Origin of the sequence: Halovenus halobia (assembly GCF_051414135.1) — an archaeon.
Taxonomy (GTDB): domain Archaea; phylum Halobacteriota; class Halobacteria; order Halobacteriales; family Haloarculaceae; genus Halovenus; species Halovenus halobia.
The window spans coordinates 16,654-35,299 of the sequence record NZ_JBLKOA010000001.1 but is presented as its reverse complement, the minus strand read 5'-3'; the positions used below and the strand labels follow the sequence as shown (position 1 = coordinate 35,299).

The window sequence follows — 18,646 nt, the reverse complement described above, 5'->3', positions numbered from 1 at the left end:
TAACAGAATTGGTGACTCTCGAATGCCTCAAGGAAACTACGTCACAGACGATACCCTCGGCAAGGTAGAGAGCGAAGTTTGGAGTGACGAGACAGTCAATTATATCGCAAAGGGAAGCGGTAACGTAAAAGCGAAATTTCAGGGGTCTACATCTAAACTCAGCAGTACGAAAGGGTGGCCCCGTATGGTGGCGACTGACCAGCGAGTCTTTATCAAAATTCCTCAAATCACAGGTAGCAAGGTCGAGGAAGTCCAATACGAAGACCTGAGTGCGGCTGACATAGGGTCAAGTGGGTTGACTGGTACACAGATTAAACTCCGAACGATACGGGGCAAGACGTACACATTCAAAGCAGACGAGCCGGGGGACGCTGAACTCGAAGAAATGGTTGACTACATTCGAGAGCAAATCAGCAACCACCAACCAGCAGAGCAAGCAACCTCGTCTGGTTCCGCGAATCGCGCAGACCTTCACAAGACCGAATCCTGTGTCGAGTGTGGTGAGGGTGTATCCGAAGGGGTTAGTCGGTGTCCGCACTGTGGGTTCAATCCGAGCGACCACAAAAAATGGAGGTGGATTCACGTTGCGCTATGTATGACGGTTGTTCTCATTCCCATTTCTCTACCGAAGGCCCGAGCGCACGCTAAAAAAGCGAAAGGTGGTGTGACTGGATAACTCGGACTGAATGTTTTTGATGGAACGCCTTGAGGTGGATGTATGACCGAACAGCCGGAATCAGGGGAACTTCTCGTCGGCTCGTACCTTCGGCTCGTAGAGGGTTGCGAACTGGTGATGTATAACCAGCGGTCGCAAAAGCAAGGCGACCAACTCGAAATTGACGTGATAGGGGTAGACAGCACTGAACGAGGTGAACGGGTCGTCTATACCTGCGAAGTTGTGACCCATATCGACGGCCTTCACTACTCGGGGACACCCGACACCGACCGATGGGAAGAGTACGGGAACGACGACTACCAGCACACGCTCGAACGGTTATGGGAGAAGTTTACCGCTGATAGAGAGTACGTCACCGAACTCTTCGACGCCGACGACTATTCCTTCGTCTACCAGTTCTGGTCGCCCGTCGTGCGCGGGAACCGTGATGAAAAGTACCTACTGACAGGTCTGTACGACATGGCCGACGAGTTCGAAGACGAAACTGGCGCGGAACTCGAACTCGTAATTAACGAAGAGTACACCGAGCGCATAGAAGCACTACGCGAGAAGGCGGGGCAGACCGAGAAGGACTACGGTGAACTCGGGTTTCGGATTCTCCAAATCCTCGAACATCTGCGGTGAAGGTGGCTATCCACCAGTAGCGGATTCGTGGAACGACCGACCCGACCGGAACTCGGTCAGTTCGTCAATTCGGTCTTCGAGTTCCTCGATTTCCTCGCGGAGTTCGTCGGCTTCCTCGCCTTCCGTCTCTGCCAGCCTGTCCTTGAGTCCCTGTAGGCGCGTCTCCTTCTCGTCTTCGTCAACGTCCGCCTTCCGGACGTACTCGCTCTCTTCGACTTCGTACACGTCGGTTTCGGACAGTTCGGTCACGTCGAGCGCTTCGTCTACCTTGTCCGAATCAACAGTCGTCAGGCGTTCCCGTTCGATACCTGCGGACTCGAAAGCGTTCAGCACTACCTCGTCGTCCTTGAGTGACCGATTCCGACGACTTGTCCGTTGGACTGACCCGAACTGACCGCTGACGGGTTGGTCATGATGTAATCGGTCGAGAAGGACAGTCCGCACGTCTTGGCGCAGGTCGTTGGCGTTGCGCTGTACATCGGAGAGAAGCGTATAGAGGTTGACGAGAGCGGGCGTTTCCACGTCTTCAAGGTGGGTTACATCGTGACGTTCGAGGGCGTCGATAAGCAACAGAGCGTCTGCATACACGTCTACATCCGGCTCTTCGCGCTCGTCGTCGCCGTCGTCGGTGTCTTCAGTCGCGTCCACTAACGGCGAGCCTGTGGGCGTCTCCGACTCGGTTAGCGTCCCTTCCCGGTCGTCTACCTCGAAGCGCGGGTGTAGCGACAGCACGGTCGCGTAAGGTTCCGCGTCTGGTGGGAGCCGGTCTAACTCGAACTCGCCGCGCGAGTCTTGGATACGACGGTGAAGTGTCTCGAACTGGTCGCGCTGTAGGGGTATCGTCTCGTCGTCGTCGCGGTACTGAATCAGCACTCGGTGTTCCTGAACGTCGGTGACGCGAAACGCCTTGCGCGAAAGTGGGGTGACGAGGGTCGCGTCCGACGGGAGTTCTTCGATGTTGTCGAGAAGGTTCTGCCATGTAGAACCGAAGGTCATGCAAGCGGGTACGAACGACCGAAATAAAACGTTCTGGTGAACTCTCGTTACCAGATTTGCTCTACAGCACTGTTCCGCGTTTCTGCGTCCGAGTGTAGGTACTTCATAGTCGTGTTCAGGCTCTTGTGGCGCAGTTGCTCTTTCGCGTGGTGCGGGCCAACGTGGTTGGCCCAATACGTCGCCACCCCATGCCGGATAGAGTACCACGAGATTTCCTTATGCTCGGGAATCGGAACGTCACCGCTCTCGATTATCCGGTGAAGGAGAGCGTTGCACGATTTGGAACTGTACGGCGACGACTTCTGCGTTAGCCACAACTCGTCTCTACCGTCGTACTTGTCCATCGACCCCCGTTCATCGAGCCAGCGTTTCAGGGCCTTCGCCGTCCGGCCCTTGATAGCACAGTTCCAATGCGCTTCGTTCTTCGTGGCCTCGTCTTTCGGGATGTTCAGTTCGTTATCTTCGAGGTTGACCCACGATACCTTCGCCCGACCAACCTCGATAGGTCGTAGTCCGGTGTCGAGCGTGACCGCAATCATGGACGGGTACTTCCATGAGTTCGCTTCTTTGAACTCCGCCGGGCCGACCTTCTCCTTCGGGATACCAAGCCGCTGTGCGACGAAGGCCTTCAGTTGACTACGTTCATCGGGCGACACCGAGTGGTAACTTTTCACCGACGAATGTTCGAGCGCGGCCTGATACAGTGGCTCGAACGCACTCCGTCGAAGGTAATCCCGCTCGTCACCGTTCGCCTGTGAGAGTTCCACGTCAAGTTCCCACTCGTAGTCCGTTCCCCGGACATGGTTGCTGAAGCGGAAGTACCGCTTAACGTCCTTGGCGTGGTGTAGCACGGTCGAGTCAATCATCCCCTCGGACTGGTCGAGAACGCGAACGAACTTGTCCGCGTGGTCGGGCGTGAACTGCGTAGTGTACTGGTTCTCGTACCGCCACAGCCACCGGAAGGCAGTTTCGAGTTTGTAGTGGGTGGATTCGAGCGTCGAACGTGCAAGGCCCTCGTGTTTCTCGGGATTCTTCCCGTAGTTGGCGAGCCACGACAGCAGTTCGTGCTTGAAGTCCCGATAGTCGTCTACCATGTTCAGTCCGAACTCTTGTAGGTCGCGCTTCGAGCGCTCGCTGACCAACGGATATTCGAACTCGTAGTCTTCGGGCGCGGGTGGAATCTCCGCCGATACGGTTTCTCCGCTACCGAGGTTGTCGAGCGGGTCAGTCCGGTTCATCGGCACCGCTCACCCCCGGAATCGCGGGACGGCGTAGTGCCTGACCTTATGGTGTCCTGACAACTATACGAATCGCAAGACGGCGACGGGGTTGCCGTGTAGTGAAACGTAACGTTCTTGAGTTCCATTTGTTCTCTCCCAAGAAGGGCGTAAAATGGGAAGAGAGGCGCTGAAACGCCGGAAGCCTAGGCCGGAATTTGAATCCGGGGTCTCGTCCTTACCAAGGACGCGCTTTACCGCTAAGCTACCCAGGCACGCACTCACAGGTTGCGGCGAGTCATCTTTGAACGTTTCGATTCACGCCGGCCCTGCTATCAATCATCAACCGACGTCGTCAGGCCGTCACTGCCGCCCTGTTCTGCGGTCAGTCCACGGAGGCGCTCGGCGTCGACGCCAGCGAGCAACTCCTCCGCTGGCGGGAAGTCGTCATCTGCCAGTTCGTCGGCCAACTCGGCAGCGAAGCCGGTGACACTCGGCGAGAGGGCACGGTTACCGACGGCAGTTCCGGCCGCCGCCGCCAGTTCCAGGGCGTCAGTTTCGAGGTTTCGGTCCAGCCCGTCCGCACCGCTGTCCTGCTGGCGAGTCTGGTCACGACCGAACGCTCGGACTGTCTCGACGGCCCGCTCGGCGGCGTCTGTCTTGGCCAGCAGATAGAAACCACGGGCAACGAGTACGTCCGCGACGAGAATATCCAGGTCAGCGTCGTCTCCGCCGCCGGTTTCCCACGGCTCGTCGTGTGCGAGTCGGCGCGTGAGGCGAAGCCCATCGTAGATCAGCTGAACGCCTGCAGCACGTTCACCGACTGGGTCTGCAAGCTCGTCACCGCCTGGCTGCGACTCGGTGTGTGCTGTCGGCGAATCAGTTGTCGCGCGTGCGAATCGAATCGTCAATACGCCTGGCACCATCGAGCTCTGGTCGAGCCATTCGGTAATCCGCTCGTGCAACCCCGCAGGTTCGACATCCCGCACGGCACCGAGCGCGGCCTGACGCGTCGCCCCGGCTTCGTCCATTACACCTGTATAGCGGGAGCAAAGGCAAAGAACTTTGGAAACAACCGCCAGAAGACTGTCCATGATTACCACAGCAGTCACCGACGGTGTCCGGGAGATTACACTCGACCGGCCCGACCGCCGGAACGCGCTGACGCGGACTGGATTGGACGACCTCAAGGCGGCAGTTGAAACGGCAACCGAGCCAGTGGTGTATCTCCACGGTGCCGGCGACGCCTTCTGTGCGGGGGCCGACCTAGAGGCGGTCCGTTCGCTCGACGAGGACTCTGCAGCGGCGTTCGCACAGCGAGGCCAGTCCGTTGGGCAGGCACTGGAATCGTACGACGGTGCTGTTATCGCAGGTGTCGATGGCGCTGCTCGGGGCGGCGGCGTTGAACTCGCGCTGGCCTGTGACCTTCGGGTCGCCACACCAGACGCGACGTTCGCCGAGAGCGGCGTCGAACTCGGGCTGTTCGGCGCGTGGGGCGGAACAGCACGACTCCCCCGAGTCGTCGGTGAAGGAATCGCACTCGATATCTCGCTGTCGGGGCGAGTGCTCGACGCGACAGAGGCCTACGAGCACGGACTGTGCAGTCGAATTGTCGACCAGCCACGGACGGTTGCCGAGGAACTCGCCGAGAACGACCCGGGTGCAATGCGAGCGATCAAGGAGCGAATCCGCGACCGAGCGGATATCCCGACCCAGCACCAGCGCGAACAGGAAGCGTTTGCGAGCCTCATCGACGCCTTCGAGGCAAAATAGTGCGAAACCACTTTGAGCAACCGCGGTGGAGTGTGTCACGAATGAAGAGAGGACAACCGGCGACCAGCAAGACACGAGCGAGCAGTCGCCTCGCGAGAGGGGCCGGGCCATGACTCGTGTCTGTCTCGTCGGAGAGTCGGAGACAAACCTGCAGTACGAACTGCTCTCCCGTGAGACTGCTCGTGACGCGCTGGCGGCGTACGACATTACCGAGCTATACGCGAACACACTCGCCGTCGAAACCGTCAGTCTCGGTGCAGCAGTCTCGCTGTTGAACGACCTCGACTGGTATCTTATCCGATTCGTCGCGGACGCCTTCGTGCTGGAGCCATCAGTCAGCGACGAAGAGTGGCTCTCTCGTGACCTCGCCACGGCAATCAGAAACGACGAGCTAACGCCAGCCGAAAGCGAGCGATTTCTCCGCGTGTACGGCGTCGACGAGGAGACGGAGCCACCAGAACTGGTCGAGCCGATGTTGGTCACCAGAACCGGCGCAGAGATTCCCGAATACGACCTGCGTGAGGTTGACCGAACCGTGACTGTCAGGGTAACTGAATCGGAGTTCGGTGCCTGAGACAACCCGCCGCCAGTGCATTACATAAGGCTTATGCGCACACTGCTTCTGTCATCTGCTAATGAGCAACTGGCGGGAACAACTGGCAGACGACTCCGAAACACGGGCGGTACTGGACTGGTTGACGGAGTTCTATCACTACCCAGTGCTGGCCGTCCTGATCGGGTTCCTTTTCTGGAATCGAATTCGGAACTGGTCAAATTTCGTCTACGAGGGGACCGTCTATTACAGCGGTAACGACTCCTGGTACAACCACCGCTCCGCAGAGTACGCCACGGAGAATTTCCTCGGGACGATGCCCTATGACCCGTGGACATTTTTCCCGTACGGCACCGCAACGGGACAGTTCGGCGCGCTGTTCGACCAAATTATTGCGCTGATTGCCCTCATCGTGGGCCTGGGCTCGCCGGGCAGTAACCTGTTCGACCACGTCGTCCTGTTCACACCAGTCCTGTTTGCCCTCGCGATTTGTGTGCCGGGGTACCTGATTGGCCGTCGCGTTGGCGGTCGGGTTGGAGGACTGACTGTCATCGGATTCATTGCGCTCGCACCAGATCGCTTACTACAGTTCACGCTGGCCGGCCACCCCCAGCATCACTCCGCAGAAGCGCTGTTTATGGCGCTGTCGGTACTCGGGATTATGGTGGCCCTCTCCGCAGCAGAAGACGAGAAACCGGTCTACGAACTGCTCGCAGCCGGTGAGATTTCGACACTTCGGAAGACCATCAGCTACTCGCTACTCGCCGGCGTCGCGATGTCGATGTACCTCTGGGCATGGCCGCCTGGCGTCTGGCTGTTCGGTATTCTCGCGGTCTTCTTCACAGTCCACCTCTGTCTCGAACACGTCCGCAGGCGCAGTCCCGAACACACGGCAGTGGTCGGGATTATCAGCCTCTCGACGGCGGGTATCCTCCAGCTTGGGTCCACGAGAACCCTCGAAATCTCCGTTACAACCCGGTCGGCCCTCCTGCCAGGGCTTGCGTTTCTCGTCGTCTTCGGGCTGATTTTCCTCGCCTGGCTCTCCCGAGAAGTCGACAGCCGGGACCTCTCCCGGTCAGCGTATCCGGGAATTGTCGCCGTGACACTGTTCGTTGGGATTGGCTTCGTTGCCCTCGTTCTTCCTGACCTGTTCAGTTTCTTCTTCTCACAGGTCGACCGTGTCTTCGGGTTTATTACCTCGCCCGGGACGGCCGCCGGAACAATTGGCGAGGCACAGCCGCCGGCGGACCCGCAGGCGTACTTCTACGAGCGATACGGGCTCGGTATCGTGACCGCCGTCATCGGCGCTGTTATCGTTCTCGGGCGGCAGGCACTCAAGAAAGAACCCGAGAGTCAGCAGCTACTACTCGTGTTCTGGCTTGCGTTCATGGTCGCTGCGACACTGACCCAGACACGGTTTGGGAACTATCTCGTCGTGCCGATTGGCGCACTCAACGCCGTCCTCGCTGGCTTCATGATCAAGACCATCGGGACACCAGACAGCGATGAATCCACCATCGAAGTCTATCAGGTGCTGACTGTCGCCCTCGTCGTGATGGTGATGTTCGTGCCGCTGATGGGACTGCCCTACGTCGGACTCGACCGGACAGCCACGGACCGAGCGGACAACCTGAGTCAACCAGGCAACGTCATCGTCTGGGACGAGAGTCTCACCTGGATGGAAGAGAACACGCCCGAACCTGGGAAGTACAACAATCCCGATGGCGAGGTAATGGACTACTTCGGTAAATACGACCGGACAGACGACTACGATTACCCTGAGGGGTCCTACGGCGTGCTGTCGTGGTGGGACTACGGCCACTGGATAACAAACCGGGCAGAGCGGATCCCGAACGCGAATCCGTTCCAGCAGGGCGCACGGCCCGCCGCTGACTTCCTGCTCGCACAGAACGAGTCTGAGGCACTCACACACCTCGAAGAGGAATTCGACGAGGGAGAAGATGCAGAGACGCAATACGTAATGATCGACTGGCAGATGGTCGAGACTGAAGGACAGGTCGGCGGGAAATTCTTCGCACCGGTCCAGTTTAGCGAGGAGTACAGTCGAACTGACTTCTACCAGCGTGTCATCAACCCGGAATCACAGATCACCTCCGCCAGCGGTCTGTTCAGGGCGACTGAGCTCATCGCACACGACCAGCGCTACTATAACTCGATGGTCGCACGGCTGTACCACTATCACGGCAGTTCGCGTGCGCCACAGCCAATCGGCGTCGACCGACGGCCAACCGTCCAACAGAACGTGCAAGGCTTCCAGAGTATGAGCGAGGCGCGAGAGTGGGCATCTCAGGCGGAAACGCGGCAGGTTGGTGGTGTCGGCGTGCTCCCAGAACAGCGGGTTGAAGCACTTGATCACTTCCGGGTCGTTCACATGTCTGAGACATCGGCGGTACCACGCGGGGACACCTCGGACGCACAGGAACTCGCAAACAAGGGCGTCAGCTTTGCCCGGACATCGGTTGTCCAGCGTGACCTGCGGCGGTCGGGAATTGTCGGTGCCTACCAGAGCCGATTCTCCGGGCTGTTCGGCGGCCAGAATAACAGTAGGCAGCTACAGGCACTCGCACAACAGCAGGCCCAGCAGGCGCTTACCGGAACGAATCCGAAGTGGTTGAAAACCTTCGAGCGCGTGCCCGGCCAGACCATTCAGGGCGAGAACGGTCCAGAGAACGGGACACTGACACTCAGTGTGCCAATCGAGCCAGCAAACGGCAACGAGTTCCAGTACACCCAGCGCGTCCAGACAGACGAGAATGGCGAGTTCAGCACGACTGTGCCGTACTCGACGACGGGATACGACGAGATTGGTGTCGATAACGGACACACGAACGTCAGCGCCCGCGCGAACGGCACCTACCAGATCAGCGCCAGCGGTGCGGACGGCACGCAGTTCAGCGCCAGCGGCATCGAGGTGACCGAGGAGGAGGTAGTCACCGCGGATACTGAGCCGACGACAGTCGAACTCACACAGCAGGAGCCTGACGCTGGCAACGATTCCGAGGTTGTCGAATCCGCGGCTGTCAGCAACCCGGCCGATGAGGTGTCGGTCAGTCTCGCTGGCAACGTCACCGTCACCAGTAGTTCGGACGCAATCGAGGATACGACGGTGACCGCCGACGGCGAGGCCGTCGAAATCACCGGCGTTGACGCGAGTGGCGACAGCACAGTCCGGTTCACGCTCAACCGCAGCATTCAGGCCGGTGAGTCAGTCGAACTGAGCCACGCGCCCGAAGCCAACCAGCCGAGTATCGTCGTCGACGCCAACAGCGTCGGGTCGTTCACCGTCGCTGTCGAGAACAACGTCGGCAGTTGAACGCGGCAGACAACGAATTACGTAACTGGCACCGAAGGATCGACAGGACAGTGCAAGACCCGACTCAGCTGAGTTCGTTGCTCTTTTCGAGACCGTTGAGGTGCCAGTCTGAGCACCACGAGCATCCGGCGTGGAGAGGTGGGCTATCGTGACGACTGAAGAGGTGAGCGAACAAGAGGCAACAGAGGGCGAAAGCTCCAAACTGCGCGGATTGCTGGTCGTCTACTGCAAGGGGCTGGCGATGGGCAGTGCCGACGCCGTGCCGGGTGTCTCCGGCGGCACGATTGCGCTCATCGTTGGCATCTACGAGCGACTAATTGCCGCGCTGACTGCGCTGGACCCAGCAGTGCTTGGCTATCTCCCTTCCCTCCACCAGGCAGACGCTCGGAGCGCACTGATTGCCGACATTCGCGACATGGACGTGCCGTTTTTGCTCGCCCTGGGTGGCGGGATGGTGACGGCAGTCATTATTCTTGCTCGCGTCGTGGAAGCCGCACTCGAAACGGTTCCGGGGCCGACCTTTGCGTTCTTTTTCGGGCTGATCGGCGCGTCGGCAATCGTGCTCGCCGAGCGGGAGTGGTTCGGCGATACGAGACAGGTCATCGCGTCCGTTGCCGGATTCACGATTGCCTTCATTGTCGCGGGAATCTCCGGCGGCACGGGTGTCCCAAGCTCGTTCCCAATCTTGTTCGTCGCCGGCGCGCTCGCGATTAGTGGGATGTTGCTCCCGGGCATCTCCGGTGCGTTCATTCTCCTCTTGCTGGGGCAGTACAACACCATGACGAGTACCCTCAACAGATTCGTCGACGGATTACTACGGGTCGTGATTGACGGCGTTACTGCACAACTGCTGCAGGATAGCATGGTGATCGGGACCTTCCTCTCCGGTGCTGCCGTCGGCGTCTTTACTGTTGCCTACGCAGTCAGGTGGGCTCTCGAGAACTACCGCCGAGCGACGCTTGCCTTTCTCGTGAGTCTGATGGTTGGCTCGCTTCGACTGCCAGTCGTCGAAGTGCTTGCTGCCACCGGACGAGCGCCAGCCGACATCCTCGGTGTTGTCGTCGCTGCCGTGGTTGGCGCTGCTCTCGTACTCGCGCTGGACTGGTCGACGGCAGACCTCGAATATTGAGTAAACATCATTGCGTGTCAGCCCCCACAACCAGATATGACCGACGAGATTTCTGCACTCGCCGAAGCAGTGAGAGGGGCCGACTCAGTTGTGGCATTTACCGGAGCCGGAGTGAGCACAGCCTCGGGAATTCCCGACTTCCGTAGCGAAGGTGGTATCTGGGACCGGTACGACCCCTCTGAGTTTCACTACAACAAGTTCAGGGCCGACCCGGCGGCGTTCTGGGAGAAACGCATCGAACTGTACGAGGAACTGTTCAGCGGTGACATCGCGCCGAATCCCGCCCACGACGCACTGGCCGCGCTGGAGTCCGCCGGCCACCTCGAAACGGTAATTACCCAGAACGTGGACGGCCTACACGAAACCGCTGGTTCCTCCACTGTCGAACTCCACGGCAACGGCCAGCGTGTGGCCTGCGAGAGCTGTGACGGGAAAGAGCCGCTGGAACTGGCAGAGGGACAAATTGCGGACGGACAGCTCCCGCCGGAATGTCCGTCCTGTGGCGGCGTGTTGAAGCCAGACACGGTCTTATTTGGTGAGCAACTCCCGCGCGTCGCGCTCCAGCGGGCCAAACAGTACGCCCAGAACGCCGACGTGTTTCTGGCAGTTGGCTCCTCGCTGACGGTCGAACCCGCAGCGTCGTTACCCCAAATCGCCGAGCGAGGGGGTGCGACGCTGGCGATTGTCAATCTGGAAGAGACGCCAGTCTCGGAGACAGCAGCCTTCGACATTCGCGGGGATGTGACCGCGGTGCTGCCGGAGATTCAGGCGGTAGTAGAGACTAGCTGAGAAGGCGCTTCGGAAAAGGTAAGTGTTACTCGGCAATAGCCGGCGGTAGTGACAGGCCCCGTTAGACGTGCTGGCGCGTTCATGGTTGTCAGTCTGCTGGCATTCGTCGTCCCGGTGGTCGACGGCGTCGGCGAGCCAGCGGTGGCAACGTTGATGGCGATTGGCCCCTTCCTGCTGGTCGCCGCCGCCGCACTCGTCGTCGATACCGATACGGTGCTCTTCGAGCTATTTGCGCGGCCCGGTGACCGCCGCGACGGGGCGCTCTACGGGCTGGCTGGATTTTCGCTCGCGGCTGCTGGGACGGCTGTGTTAGCTGTGGAGTTCGAGTTGCCAGCCGCCATCTACGTCGGAGCAGTGCTTTTGCTTTCGGTCGGCAATCTCGTCGGCCAGGCTGTGCGATACTGGACCGGCGACCCGTTTCTCGCAACCGCTGGCTTCGTCGGCGGTGGCTTTCTCGCCGGCAGCGCAGCCCAGGCAATCGCAACCGGTGTTGCAGCCCTCCCCGGAACGTGGCAGACGATTGCCTTTCTCGCTGCCAGCGGGAGCCTGCTCGCGGCACTGCTCCGAGAAGTACTGTTCAAACGTGATGACGTGCTCGTAATGGTCAGCGTCGTCTTGTTGCTGTGGTTTCTCGGCGCGCTCCCGGTCGAGATCTCGACGACGCGGATCGCTGTTGCGCTGGCTGTGACTGTCGTGCTCGGCTACGCTTCCTTCGCACTCGATACCGCCTCACTGCCCGGCATGTTAACCGGCGTCTTGCTGGGGTTGTTGACAATCGTCCTCGGAAGTTACGGCTGGTTCGCAATGCTGATTGCCTTCTTCGGAATCGGTGGACTGGCCTCGAAGTACCAGTACGACCAGAAACTCGACCGCGGCATCGCCGAAGAGAACGAGGGCGCACGCGGCAGCGGGAACGTCCTCGCGAACTCGCTGGTCGCGCTGTTTGCCGTCGTCGGGGCGGCAGCCAGTGGGCGTCTCGGTGTCCCGGAGGCAATCTTTTTCTTCGCCTTTGCCGGCGCAGTCGGCGCAGCGCTCGCCGACACCCTCTCCAGTGAAGTCGGCGGCCTGTTCGACAACCCACGGCTGATCACGACCCTCCGTGTCGTCGAGCCGGGGACTGATGGCGCAGTGACCTGGCAGGGCGAACTTGTCGGGGCCGGCGGGGCCGCAATCGTCGCGGGCATTGCCTTCGTCGCCTTCGAGCCCGTCACTGCGCTGGGAGCCGGAGTCGTCGTTGCTGCCGGTGTCGTCGGGATGACCGTCGATAGCCTGCTCGGCGCGACAATCGAAGGCTGGCTCTGTGGGAACCAGGGCGTCAACTTCCTCGCAACGCTGGCGGCTGCACTCGCTGGCGCACTGCTCGCAGCCGGGGTCGGACTCACACTCTAATCATGAACGTGACACGGACAACAGCAGTTGACGGTGACCGCCTCCGTGCGATTCAGCAGGAGGTACTTGCTGAACCCTGGCGGGAGTTGCTCGACTGCGCGCTCGGCGGGTTTCCGCCGCTGTACGTCGCAGTTACTGACCGGCCGGTTGGCTACGCTATCGTGATGCCCGGACCGGAGGAGACAGTGTATCTCACAGAGTTGGCAGTTGACCCCGACGAGCAGCGACAGGGCTACGGCTCAGACCTGCTCGAGTATCTCTGTGCCGACCAGCGCGAGGACGGCTACGAACGGCTGGCACTGACAGTCCGTGTTATCGACGACGACGCCCGGCAATTTTACGATGACCACGGCTTTTCAGTCGAAGAACAGTTGCCGGAGGAATTCGAGGACGGCGACGGACTGTTGCTTATCCGCGAGCTCTAGTATTCGATGTCGGCAGCGGCGTGAACGCGGACATCTGCTGGCTGTTTGACGAACTCGCCGGTCTCGGCACCGACGATTCGTCCAACACCGCGCTGTGCGCAGATATCGAGCAGTCGCTGGGTCACAGGGCCATCGAGCACAACAGTGTGTGGAACGTCCGTGGCGTCTTCGATGGCTGCGAAGGCGTCCGCAGCGTCTACCTCAGCGAGGACGGCGAACTCAGCGTCGAGCAGTCGGACAGTGCCAGCGCCGGCCTCGATTACAGCCTCGATGTTGTCGCCCAGTGTCGCTGGTTTTTGCCTGGTCTCCTCGGCAGTCTCCTGTTGGTCAACCGCCTCGTCGTCGGCTGGAGTCGCCGACGGTTCCGCGGCCGTCGCGTCCGGGTGCGCGGCCGAGTGCCCATCAGACTGGACCACAGCCTCTGTCTCCGCTTGACTGCCAGCAGCATCAGTTCCGGGTTGGGGCTCAGTGTCAGTGACTGGCTCCTCCGTCACAGTGCCGCCGTCTGTCGGTGCGAACGCCTCACGCGCGGTCATTTCCTCGGCAACCTGCTCGTAGGGAACCTTCTTGCGGAGTGCGGCCATGATTGCAGCGCGGTCGAGGTCTTCGACGGAGCGGTCTCGGGGTGCAAAGGCGACGTAATCGACGCTGCCCACCTGTTCGAGTTCTCGCAGAATCAGGTCGCCACCTCGGTCGCCGTCGAGAAACGCTGTTGTCGTCCGGTCCTGTGTGAGTCGGGCCACTTCGTCGGGAACGTCTGTTCCTTCGACGGCAATGGCATTTTTGACGCCGGCAGAGAGTAGTTTCCGCACGTCGGCACGGCCCTCGACGACGATTATCGCGTCGCTGTCAGCGACACGTGGGCCGGCCGGAAAGCCACGATACTCGGTGATTTCAGATTCGCGGACGCGTTCGCGAACTTCTTCGACGAGGCGCTCGCTGGTGAGTTGTTCGTCCTCGAAGGCGGCGAGCAACTCCGTCGCGCGGTCGACAATCTCACGGCGCTTGGCGGCCCGAGCGTCTTCGATTTTGATGACCGAGCAGTTCGCCCGGCACGGGCCAACTCGCTCGATTGTTTCGAGTGCAGCAGCCAGCACGGCCGTCTCTGCGCGGTCCATCCCGCTTGCGATCTGTACCGTCCCGAACGAGCGCCCACCCTCAGAGTCGATGTCGACATCGATTCGGCCGACTTTCGAGGCGTCCTGCAGGTCCCGGAGGTCCATATCTTCTCCGAGCAGTCCCTCTGTCTGGCCGAAAATCGCGCCGACGACATCACTCCGCTCGACAACCCCGCTGGTGCGAACATCCGCGTGAATGATATACTTTGCTGAGTGTGGCATATGAGTTGACTTTCGTCGGACGAGACGCTATTGTTATCAATAGATACGTCTGGTAGAGTCATATAAGTGGCGGGACAGAACCGTCTCTCACTCGATTTCGCGGAGTCTGGCCACACCGTCGATTTCGTCGATAACAGACTGGACTGGTTCGGGGACATGCTGTCGCCAGTCGCCGCCGGTGACCATCTGGTCACGAATCTCACTGCCTTTCAACGCCTCGCGGTCGAACATCTCGGTCTGTTTGACCTCGATGCCGGACTCCGAAAATAGCCGGACGACAAGCGGATTGTTCGAGTAGGCGACGTCGAACTCCGGTGCCATGCTTTGGACGTGACTGACCCACACTGAGTTGCGGTCCATGTCTTCGATGGGAACGACGTAGTCAGTGAGATCGTACGGCTCCAGCGTCTTGCGGACCATCATGACGCGTTCGCCTGCAGTGAAGGGATTGCGTCTGGTGTGTGATGCGTCCGCGCTGCCGATGCCGACGACCAGTTCGTCGACATCCGCGGCGATACGTTCGACGAGTCTGCGGTGCCCGCTGTGAAACGGCTGGAACCGACCGATCAGACAGCCTCGGAAGGGAGCCATTACCATCTGGTTTGGACGCAGATTATATGAATGGTCGGTGTTCGACACAACAACCCATTTGGCAAGTAGAGAGGCTCTCAAACCCATTTTGCCGTTCAGGGACGTGATAGTGGGGAGAAAGTATATCAGTAGACAGCCCTTGAAAACAGGTATAGTAACCACTGTATGAGCAAGGAATCAAATGGCCCGGAAACCGACCGGGAAATGGACGCCGACGAGGTCTCCGACGCCGAGGAGGAATCGGCCAGTTCGGCAGTCGACGCCGACACTGCTGGCTCTCCAGAGGACGAGTCGGAGACCGAGACGGTGAGTGAAGCGGACACTGACCCACCAGCGGACGACCCCGCCGGTGAAGACAGTGAAACGCACAGAAACGGGACCTCCGACTCCCAGGGGTATGCACCCGAAGACGGCACAATGCCGGACCCGAAAGAGACCGAAACGGTCGCCGGTGACGCCGACAGTGAAAACCCCCTCGACGAAGCCCTCGGGAGCGACGTCGACGAGGATATGGAGATCGACGAGGAGATCGAAGACGACGACCTGCTCGGCGGCCTCAAAGTCGATACGTCCGACGGAATCAGTGTCCCTGACCGACTGGTCGACCAAGTCATCGGACAGGACCACGCCCGAGATATCGTCCTGAAGGCGGCCAAACAGCGCCGTCACGTCATGATGATTGGTTCGCCCGGAACAGGGAAGTCGATGCTGGCCAAGGCAATGAGCCAGTTGCTCCCCAAAGAGGAGTTGCAGGACGTGCTCGTCTACCACAACCCCGACGACGGCAACGAGCCAAAAGTCCGGACGGTTCCGGCCGGAAAGGGCGAACAAATTGTGGAGGCCCACAAGGAGGAGGCGCGCAAGCGCAACCAGATGCGGACGGTGATCATGTGGATCATCATTGCCCTCATTCTGGGATACGCCCTGATCATCGTCGAGCAGATTCTGCTCGGCATCCTCGCTGGAGGGATCATCTACCTCGCGTTCAGGTACATTTCCCGTGGCAACGACGCGATGGTGCCGAACCTGTTGGTCAACACCGCAGACCAGCAGACCGCGCCGTTCGAGGACGCGACGGGTGCCCACGCCGGTGCACTGCTGGGCGACGTTCGACACGACCCGTTCCAGTCCGGCGGCATGGAGACGCCGAGCCACGACCGTGTTGAGCCTGGTGCGATCCACAAGGCCAACAAGGGCGTGCTCTACATCGACGAGATCAACACCCTCGACATTCGGTCCCAGCAGAAGCTGATGACCGCAATTCAAGAGGGTGAGTTCTCGATTACCGGCCAGTCCGAGCGCTCCTCGGGTGCGATGGTCCAGACCGAACCGGTGCCCTGTGACTTCGTCATGGTGGCCTCGGGGAACATGGACGCAATGGAAAACATGCACCCGGCGCTGCGCTCGCGGATCAAAGGCTACGGCTACGAGGTGTACATGGACGACACCATCGACGACACGCCGGAGATGCGCCGGAAGTACGCCCGCTTCGTGGCCCAGGAGGTCGAAAAAGACGGTCGCCTGCCACACTTCACGCGGGAGGCGATGGAAGAGATCATCCTCGAAGCCCAGCGCCGTGCGGGCCGAAAGGACCACCTCACGCTCGAACTGCGTAATCTCGGTGGCCTCGTCCGTGTCGCGGGCGACATTGCCCGTGCAGAGGGCAAAGACCACACCGAGCGCGAGGACGTGCTGCAGGCGAAGGGCCGCTCGCGGTCCATCGAACAGCAGCTCGCCGACGAGTTCATCGAGCGCCGGAAAGATTACGAACTCACCGTCAACGAGGGCGGCGCAGTCGGCCGGGTCAACGGGCTGGCAGTCATGGGCGAGGACTCCGGTATTGTCCTGCCCGTGATGGCCGAAATCGCGCCCTCGCAGGGCCCAGGCCGAGTGATTGCCACCGGCCAGCTGAAGGAGATGGCTGAGGAGGCCGTCGAGAACGTCAGCGCCATCATCAAGAAGTTCTCCGACCAGGACATCTCGGAGAAGGATATCCACATCCAGTTCGTCCAGGTCGGTGAAGGCGGCGTCGACGGCGACTCAGCCTCGGTGACGGTCGCGACAGCAGTAATCAGCGCACTCGAGGATATCCCAATCGAGCAAAACGTGGCGATGACTGGCTCGCTGTCAGTCCGTGGCGACGTGTTGCCGGTCGGCGGTGTCACGCACAAAATCGAGGCCGCCGCGAAGTCCGGCATCGACAAGATCATCATCCCGAAAGCAAACGAACAGGACGTGATGATCGAGCCCGAGTACAAGGAGCAAGTCGAGATCATTCCGGTCTCACACATCTCCGAGGTACTCGAAGTCGCACTGGCCGGCGAACCCGAGAAGGACTCGCTGGTCGACCGACTCAAATCGATTACCGGCCGCGCGCTCGAACAGCGTGAAGTCGGCGCAGGCGGCAGCCCAAGCCCACAGTAACTGTGGCACAGCCGGTCCCGTTTCTTCTCGTTGCGGCGACGTTGACGCTCGGATTACTTGTACTCGCACGACAATCAGCAGACCTGCTGCAATCTGGTTCGGAGTCTGTCGCTGACACTGACAACCCAGCGAAGACCGAGAGTGAAGCGGTCGCCCAGTCGTCGAATGCAGTCATCGAACAGCCCATCGAAGGCGTTGCACAGCAACGAGCAGTGCCAAACGAAGTCACAGACCTCAGCCCCAGAGAGGAACCCACAATCAACAGCCCAACCCACCCGAGAGACGCAGAGATTCGTGACCCCGACCCGCCCCAAGAAATCGAACTGACGCCAGCGATGGTAATCGCGAACGTCGCAGCCACGCAGGGGCTGATGGCCGGCGTCATCATCGCGGCTGGGCTCTACTTCGCAATCCCAATCGACGCAGTCGGCGTCACGGCAGCGCCGCTGTCGACCGGGTTGCTGGGCGTCGGTGTCGGGGTTGGATTCGGAGTCCTGTTGTGGGCCGGGAACGAACTCGCGACGAACCTCGCCGACGCGGTTGGAGCGGCCTACGACGAGGGCGTTCGTGAGATGCTCGCACCGACATCCGCCGGTGGCTGGGTACTGCTGTTCGGGGTCGTGTTGCCACTCATCGCAATCGCGGAGGAACTGCTCTTCCGCGCTGCGCTGATTGGGGTTCCGGCCACCTTCTTCGGCGTCTCGCCGTGGCTGCTCGCCGTCGTCGCGTCGCTGGCCTTCGCGCTCGGTCACGGCGCACAGGGCCGGGTCGGGGTCGTCGTGACCGGTCTCCTTGGCTTTGTCCTCGCAGGCGGCTACATCCTTACCGGGAGTCTGCTGGTCGTCGTCGTCGCGCACTATGTGGTCAACGCGATGGAGTTTTTCGTCCACGAGTATCTGGGTCTTGACCTGTGAGCTGCGGTCGGATTTTTGTGCCTTGGTAGCACACGTTCGGTATGGTCGAGTACAGCCAGTTTCTCGACGGTATCGTCCACGAGCCAACACAGAGCGAGGGTCGGGGCTTCGACCTGACTGTCGCTGAACTCTACGAGGTGACCAGCCCCGGGCGGGTCGATTTCGGCGGCGGTGAGCTCGAAGCGGCCGACACCACGCCGCACGACAGCGAGAAGCGCAATCCCGACGACGACTACGAGTGGTGGCGTCTCGAGGCCGGCCAGTACCTGCTCGAATACAACGAGTCACTCACTGATTCGGAGATGTCGTTCACCGTCCAGACGCGGACCGAACTGCTCGAACGCGGTGCGTTTCATCCGACGCTGTCAGTGACGAGTCTTCCACGCGTCCCGCTGTCAGTTGGCGACAGCGGAATTAGACTCAAGGAAAACGCCCGTGTCTCGACACTTGTTGAGGCAACCCCTTAATGAGT

Annotated in this window: 17 protein-coding genes and 1 tRNA gene; 12 read left to right on the top strand and 6 right to left on the bottom strand. The window is 60.4% G+C overall.

The genetic code is table 11. The features are described from left to right. Positions 1–22: 22 nt before the first annotated feature. Complete coding sequence (locus ACMGFM_RS00185) at positions 23–676, top strand: PH domain-containing protein (RefSeq protein ID WP_436900244.1); 654 nt, start codon at positions 23–25, stop codon at positions 674–676. 42 nt (positions 677–718) lie between these two features. Further along, positions 719–1,300 carry a hypothetical protein gene (locus tag ACMGFM_RS00180; protein WP_436900243.1) on the top strand — a complete coding sequence of 194 codons (582 nt, stop codon included), beginning with the start codon at positions 719–721 and terminating at the stop codon, positions 1,298–1,300. Positions 1,301–1,306: 6 nt separating this feature from the next. Here the strand turns inward: ACMGFM_RS00180 and ACMGFM_RS00175 are convergent, their stop codons facing one another. The 4 genes from ACMGFM_RS00175 to ACMGFM_RS00160 all read right to left on the bottom strand — a co-directional run bounded on the left by ACMGFM_RS00175 (position 1,307) and on the right by ACMGFM_RS00160 (position 4,544). After that, positions 1,307–2,296, bottom strand: coding sequence for a DUF7983 family protein (locus ACMGFM_RS00175; protein ID WP_436900242.1), 990 nt, complete (start codon positions 2,294–2,296; stop codon positions 1,307–1,309). A gap of 47 nt (positions 2,297–2,343) precedes the next feature. After that, a complete protein-coding gene (locus ACMGFM_RS00170; protein WP_436900241.1) occupies positions 2,344–3,534 on the bottom strand; it encodes a tyrosine-type recombinase/integrase in 1,191 nt (396 codons plus the stop codon). Positions 3,535–3,716: 182 nt separating this feature from the next. After that, positions 3,717–3,788 (bottom strand) — tRNA-Thr (locus ACMGFM_RS00165). A gap of 60 nt (positions 3,789–3,848) precedes the next feature. After that, positions 3,849–4,544: a DUF7114 family protein gene (locus ACMGFM_RS00160; protein ID WP_436900240.1), complete on the bottom strand. Its 696-nt coding sequence runs from the start codon at positions 4,542–4,544 to the stop codon at positions 3,849–3,851. Between the two features lie 61 nt (positions 4,545–4,605). Between ACMGFM_RS00160 and ACMGFM_RS00155 the strand changes: the two genes are divergently transcribed. The 7 genes from ACMGFM_RS00155 to ACMGFM_RS00125 all read left to right on the top strand — a co-directional run bounded on the left by ACMGFM_RS00155 (position 4,606) and on the right by ACMGFM_RS00125 (position 12,905). Next, positions 4,606–5,286: an enoyl-CoA hydratase/isomerase family protein gene (locus tag ACMGFM_RS00155; RefSeq protein ID WP_436900239.1), complete on the top strand. Its 681-nt coding sequence runs from the start codon at positions 4,606–4,608 to the stop codon at positions 5,284–5,286. Between the two features lie 109 nt (positions 5,287–5,395). Then, positions 5,396–5,860, top strand: a complete 465-nt coding sequence (locus ACMGFM_RS00150) for a DUF5804 family protein (protein ID WP_436900238.1) — start codon at positions 5,396–5,398, stop codon at positions 5,858–5,860. 61 nt (positions 5,861–5,921) lie between these two features. Continuing rightward, on the top strand, positions 5,922–9,173 hold the full coding sequence (locus tag ACMGFM_RS00145) for an oligosaccharyl transferase, archaeosortase A system-associated (protein ID WP_436900237.1): 3,252 nt from the start codon (positions 5,922–5,924) through the stop codon (positions 9,171–9,173). 148 nt (positions 9,174–9,321) lie between these two features. Then, positions 9,322–10,302, top strand: a complete 981-nt coding sequence (locus ACMGFM_RS00140; protein WP_436900236.1) for a DUF368 domain-containing protein — start codon at positions 9,322–9,324, stop codon at positions 10,300–10,302. Positions 10,303–10,338: 36 nt separating this feature from the next. Beyond that, positions 10,339–11,091, top strand: a complete 753-nt coding sequence (locus tag ACMGFM_RS00135) for an NAD-dependent protein deacylase (protein WP_436900235.1) — start codon at positions 10,339–10,341, stop codon at positions 11,089–11,091. A gap of 48 nt (positions 11,092–11,139) precedes the next feature. Then, a complete protein-coding gene (locus ACMGFM_RS00130; RefSeq protein WP_436900234.1) occupies positions 11,140–12,480 on the top strand; it encodes a DUF92 domain-containing protein in 1,341 nt (446 codons plus the stop codon). A 2-nt stretch (positions 12,481–12,482) separates the two neighbouring features. Further along, the gene (locus tag ACMGFM_RS00125) at positions 12,483–12,905 is read left to right on the top strand and encodes a GNAT family N-acetyltransferase (protein ID WP_436900233.1); all 423 of its coding nucleotides are present in this window, start codon (positions 12,483–12,485) and stop codon (positions 12,903–12,905) included. On the opposite strand, the gene dnaG is transcribed toward ACMGFM_RS00125, so the two are convergent. Further along, on the bottom strand, positions 12,902–14,245 hold the full coding sequence (gene dnaG, locus ACMGFM_RS00120; RefSeq protein ID WP_436900232.1) for a DNA primase DnaG: 1,344 nt from the start codon (positions 14,243–14,245) through the stop codon (positions 12,902–12,904). The two genes, ACMGFM_RS00125 and dnaG, sit on opposite strands and share 4 nt — an antisense overlap. A gap of 87 nt (positions 14,246–14,332) precedes the next feature. Further along, positions 14,333–14,836 (bottom strand): nicotinamide-nucleotide adenylyltransferase, encoded by a 504-nt coding sequence (locus tag ACMGFM_RS00115; RefSeq protein WP_436900231.1) that lies wholly within the window; start codon positions 14,834–14,836, stop codon positions 14,333–14,335. A 204-nt stretch (positions 14,837–15,040) separates the two neighbouring features. On the opposite strand from ACMGFM_RS00115, the gene lonB reads away from it, so the two are divergent. From lonB to ACMGFM_RS00100, 3 genes are read left to right on the top strand one after another with little or no spacing between them, the layout of a single operon-like run. Then, positions 15,041–17,260: an ATP-dependent protease LonB gene (gene lonB, locus ACMGFM_RS00110; protein WP_436901722.1), complete on the top strand. Its 2,220-nt coding sequence runs from the start codon at positions 15,041–15,043 to the stop codon at positions 17,258–17,260. Positions 17,261–17,262: 2 nt separating this feature from the next. Beyond that, positions 17,263–18,174: a CPBP family intramembrane glutamic endopeptidase gene (locus ACMGFM_RS00105; protein WP_436900230.1), complete on the top strand. Its 912-nt coding sequence runs from the start codon at positions 17,263–17,265 to the stop codon at positions 18,172–18,174. A gap of 41 nt (positions 18,175–18,215) precedes the next feature. Continuing rightward, a complete protein-coding gene (locus ACMGFM_RS00100) occupies positions 18,216–18,641 on the top strand; it encodes a dCTP deaminase/dUTPase family protein (protein ID WP_436900229.1) in 426 nt (141 codons plus the stop codon). Positions 18,642–18,646: the final 5 nt, after the last annotated feature.

Coding starts and splice junctions, on each gene's coding strand:
- ACMGFM_RS00160 (WP_436900240.1), bottom strand. CDS start 4,544: ATGGACGAAGCCGGGGCGACGCGTCAGGCCGCGCTCGGTGCCGTGCGG.
- ACMGFM_RS00180 (WP_436900243.1), top strand. CDS start 719: ATGACCGAACAGCCGGAATCAGGGGAACTTCTCGTCGGCTCGTACCTT.
- ACMGFM_RS00150 (WP_436900238.1), top strand. CDS start 5,396: ATGACTCGTGTCTGTCTCGTCGGAGAGTCGGAGACAAACCTGCAGTAC.
- ACMGFM_RS00115 (WP_436900231.1), bottom strand. CDS start 14,836: ATGGCTCCCTTCCGAGGCTGTCTGATCGGTCGGTTCCAGCCGTTTCAC.
- ACMGFM_RS00145 (WP_436900237.1), top strand. CDS start 5,922: ATGAGCAACTGGCGGGAACAACTGGCAGACGACTCCGAAACACGGGCG.
- ACMGFM_RS00155 (WP_436900239.1), top strand. CDS start 4,606: ATGATTACCACAGCAGTCACCGACGGTGTCCGGGAGATTACACTCGAC.
- dnaG (WP_436900232.1), bottom strand. CDS start 14,245: ATGCCACACTCAGCAAAGTATATCATTCACGCGGATGTTCGCACCAGC.
- ACMGFM_RS00135 (WP_436900235.1), top strand. CDS start 10,339: ATGACCGACGAGATTTCTGCACTCGCCGAAGCAGTGAGAGGGGCCGAC.
- lonB (WP_436901722.1), top strand. CDS start 15,041: ATGGACGCCGACGAGGTCTCCGACGCCGAGGAGGAATCGGCCAGTTCG.
- ACMGFM_RS00175 (WP_436900242.1), bottom strand. CDS start 2,296: ATGACCTTCGGTTCTACATGGCAGAACCTTCTCGACAACATCGAAGAA.
- ACMGFM_RS00125 (WP_436900233.1), top strand. CDS start 12,483: ATGAACGTGACACGGACAACAGCAGTTGACGGTGACCGCCTCCGTGCG.
- ACMGFM_RS00170 (WP_436900241.1), bottom strand. CDS start 3,534: ATGAACCGGACTGACCCGCTCGACAACCTCGGTAGCGGAGAAACCGTA.
- ACMGFM_RS00100 (WP_436900229.1), top strand. CDS start 18,216: ATGGTCGAGTACAGCCAGTTTCTCGACGGTATCGTCCACGAGCCAACA.
- ACMGFM_RS00185 (WP_436900244.1), top strand. CDS start 23: ATGCCTCAAGGAAACTACGTCACAGACGATACCCTCGGCAAGGTAGAG.